This window comes from uncultured Methylobacterium sp. (genome assembly GCF_964251405.1).
Lineage (GTDB): Bacteria > Pseudomonadota > Alphaproteobacteria > Rhizobiales > Beijerinckiaceae > Methylobacterium.
Genome location: NZ_CAXUJR010000149.1, coordinates 1 through 3,776, shown reverse-complemented (window position 1 = coordinate 3,776; position 3,776 = coordinate 1). Strand labels below are relative to the sequence as shown.

The following is a 3,776-nucleotide window of genomic DNA, read 5'->3' as shown; positions in this document are numbered from 1 at the left end:
CGACGGAACAGGAGCGCGTTGCCATGCTCGCACTCTACCTCGACGGCCCAATCACGGCTGGGGAGGCCGCCGACCGCCTCGGCGCCGGAACCGTGATCGCAGAGGTCATCCTGCACACGGCTCGGCACGTCGGCCGCCTCCCGGATCGTACGGACCCGTTTGCGGAAGGCGAGTTCCGATGTGGCCTTACACCACTGAGGCTGGGTGCCGAGACGTCACCCAACTGAATCCCGTGTCGGCAAGGCACGATCACCTTGAACCGACCCACGAATGGGTTGACGAAGACCGAATCCCCCTCTAACAGACGCTCATTGAACGGCTGGCCGTAGGCGGTAGCCGATCGAAGTGCTTCTCTGAAGCCATGATCCAGACCGCCTAAACGCGACCGACATTCAAAACGATGAACACGTGTCAGTCTGGTATGACCGCGGGCACCTCGCTCGTGGTCCTCTACTCGCAACGACGCGCCAAAGGCTGATCGCAGCCTGGGGCGCGGTTTTGCGTTTCGCTGCATCCGAAGGGACGGCGATCGGCACGAGATGGAAGATTCGACGGTCGCCATGAGGCGACGCGTTGCGAGAGGATTGGCATGCCGACGATCAACCAGCTGATCGCCCAGCCGCGCAAGGCGCAGAAGGCCCGCAACAAGGTGCCGGCGCTCGACAGCTGCCCGCAGAAGCGTGGCGTCTGCACGCGCGTCTACACGACGACTCCGAAGAAGCCGAACTCCGCGCTCCGCAAGGTCGCCAAGGTTCGTCTCACCAACGGCTTCGAGGTCATCGGCTACATCCCGGGTGAGGGCCACAACCTTCAGGAACACTCCGTGGTGATGATCCGTGGCGGCCGCGTGAAGGATCTTCCCGGCGTTCGCTACCACATCCTGCGCGGCGTGCTCGACACGCAGGGCGTCAAGGGCCGCAAGCAGCGCCGTTCGAAGTACGGCGCCAAGCGACCGAAGTAAGAGCTGCGTTCGAAGGCTCAGATATCGCGCGTCCCGCAAGGATGCTGCCGGCTTCGATCGCGAAGCTTCAGGCGGCCTGCGTGGGGCGGTTTCAGATAGACCGATACGTATACGGAGCGAGCGATGTCCCGCCGCCATTCTGCCGAGAAGCGTGAAATCATCCCCGACGCCAAGTACGGCGACATCGTGCTCACCAAGTTCATGAATTCGATCATGTACGAGGGCAAGAAGTCCATCGCCGAGGGGATCGTCTACGGCGCTTTCGACATCGTCGAGAGCCGGTCCCGCACGAACCCGATCGAGGTGTTTCGCGCGGCTCTCGAGAACGTCGCTCCCGCGATCGAAGTCCGGTCCCGCCGCGTCGGCGGTGCCACCTACCAGGTCCCCGTCGAGGTTCGCACCGAGCGCCGCCAGGCTTTGGCGATCCGCTGGCTGATCCAGGCGGCCCGTTCGCGCAACGATCGCACGATGATCGAGCGCCTGTCCGCCGAACTGCTCGACGCCGCAAACAACCGTGGCAATGCGGTGAAGAAGCGGGAAGACACCCACCGGATGGCGGAAGCCAACCGCGCCTTCTCGCATTACCGCTGGTAAGCGGCCTCAGGACTCTTCAGGAGCAATCCGATGCCCCGTACGCACGCGATCGAGGACTACCGCAACTTCGGTATCATGGCGCATATCGACGCCGGCAAGACCACGACCACCGAGCGGATCCTCTTCTATACCGGCAAGTCCCATAAGATCGGCGAAGTCCATGACGGCGCCGCGACCATGGACTGGATGGCGCAGGAGCAGGAGCGTGGCATCACGATCACCTCGGCTGCCACCACCTGCTTCTGGCGCGACCATCGCCTGAACATCATCGACACGCCCGGCCACGTCGACTTCACCATCGAAGTCGAGCGGTCGCTTCGCGTGCTCGACGGCGCCGTGTGCGTGCTCGACGGCAACCAGGGTGTCGAACCCCAGACCGAGACCGTCTGGCGCCAGGCCGACAAGTACGACGTGCCGCGCGTCGTGTTCGTCAACAAGATGGACAAGATTGGCGCCGACTTCTTCAAGTGCGTCGCCGACATCATCGATCGGGTCGCCGGCAAGCCCGTCTGCCTGCAGCTTCCGATCGGCGCCGAGAATACCTTCACGGGCGTCGTCGATCTCATCAAGATGAAGGCGATCGTCTGGACCAGCGAGAAGCTCGGCGCAGAATTCTCCGAAGTCGAGATTCCGGCCGATCTCGCCGAGCAGGCTGCGGAGTACCGCGTCAAGCTCGTCGAGGCCTGCGTCGAGATGGATGACGAGGCGATGACGGCATATCTCGACGGTGTCGAGCCGGACCAGGAGACGATGCGTCGTCTCGTGCGGACCGCCGTGCAACGTCGCGCATTCCATCCCGTCCTGTGTGGCTCGGCCTTCAAGAACAAGGGTGTGCAGCCGCTTCTCGACGCGGTCGTCGACTTCCTGCCGTCTCCCGCCGACCGCGGCGAGATCAAGGGCATCGACTTCAAGACCGAGGAAGAGACCGTCCGTCACCCGACCGACAGCGATCCCTTCTCCATGCTCGCCTTCAAGATCATGGACGACCCGCATGTCGGCACGATCACCTTCTGCCGCGTCTATTCCGGCAAGATCGAGTCGGGCGCCAACGTCATCAACTCGACCCGCGACAAGAAAGAGCGCGTCGGCCGCATGCTCCTGATGCACGCCAACGACCGCCAGGACGTCAAGGAAGCCTTCGCCGGCGACATCGTCGCTCTGGCGGGCCTCAAGGACACCCGGACGGGCGACACCCTGTGCGATCCGCAGAAGGCTGTGATCCTCGAGAAGATGGAGTTCCCCGAGCCCGTCATCGAGATCGCCGTCGAGCCGAAGTCGAAGGCCGATCAGGAGAAGCTCGGCATCGCACTCGCGAAGCTCGCGGCGGAGGATCCGTCCTTCCGCGTGTCGACCGACCAGGAATCTGGCCAGACCATCCTTCGCGGGATGGGCGAGCTTCACCTCGACATCAAGGTCGACATCCTGCGTCGTACCTACATGGTCGACGCGAATATCGGCCAGCCTCAGGTCGCCTATCGTGAAAAGCTCACGAAGCGGACCGAGATCGACTACACCCACAAGAAGCAGACCGGTGGTACCGGTCAGTTCGCCCGGGTGAAGTTCGTGGTCGAGCCGAACGAGCCGGGCAAGGGCTTCGAGTTCTCCTCGAAGATCATCGGAGGCACCGTGCCCAAGGAATACATTCCGGGTGTCGAGAAGGGCCTCAATTCGGTCCTCGGCGCCGGCATCCTGGCGGGCTTCCCGGTCGTCGACATCAAGGTCGAGCTGATCGACGGCGCCTACCACGACGTCGACTCGTCGGCTCTCGCCTTCGAGATCGCGTCCCGCGCGGCACTCCGTGAGGCCCTCCAGAAGGGCGGATCGGTGCTGCTCGAGCCGGTGATGAAGGTCGAAGTGGTGTCGCCGGAAGAATATACCGGCTCTGTCATCGGCGATCTCAATTCCCGCCGAGGCCAAATCCAGGGCCAGGACATGCGCGGCAATGCGAACGTCATCAACGCGATGGTGCCGCTGGCCAACATGTTCGGCTACGTGAACCAGCTGCGCTCCTTCTCTCAGGGCCGCGCGAACTTCACGATGCAATTCGACCATTACGAAGAGGTGCCGCGCGGCGAGGCCGAGAAGGTCGTCGCGAAGTACGCTTAAGGCTTCCCGCCTTTTCCGGACCGCAGCAGCATCACCTGAAACTTTGAGAATACGGAGGCTACGATGGCCAAAGAGAAGTTTGCTCGCACGAAGCCGCACTGCAACATTGGCACGA

The 3,776-nt window shown here is 63.1% G+C and carries 4 protein-coding genes; all 4 read left to right on the top strand.

Going from position 1 to position 3,776, the window contains the following annotated elements:
- Nucleotides 1-227: hypothetical protein (locus ACFE7U_RS17350; RefSeq protein ID WP_375410956.1), on the top strand; the 227-nt coding region annotated here is incomplete at its 5' end.
- Between the two features lie 362 nt (nucleotides 228-589).
- Nucleotides 590-961 (top strand): 30S ribosomal protein S12, encoded by a 372-nt coding sequence (gene rpsL, locus ACFE7U_RS17345; protein ID WP_147817309.1) that lies wholly within the window; start codon nucleotides 590-592, stop codon nucleotides 959-961.
- A gap of 123 nt (nucleotides 962-1,084) precedes the next feature.
- Nucleotides 1,085-1,555 carry a 30S ribosomal protein S7 gene (gene rpsG / locus ACFE7U_RS17340; protein WP_375410955.1) on the top strand — a complete coding sequence of 157 codons (471 nt, stop codon included), beginning with the start codon at nucleotides 1,085-1,087 and terminating at the stop codon, nucleotides 1,553-1,555.
- A 30-nt stretch (nucleotides 1,556-1,585) separates the two neighbouring features.
- Nucleotides 1,586-3,661, top strand: a complete 2,076-nt coding sequence (gene fusA / locus ACFE7U_RS17335; RefSeq protein ID WP_375410954.1) for an elongation factor G — start codon at nucleotides 1,586-1,588, stop codon at nucleotides 3,659-3,661.
- Nucleotides 3,662-3,776 lie beyond the last annotated feature (115 nt).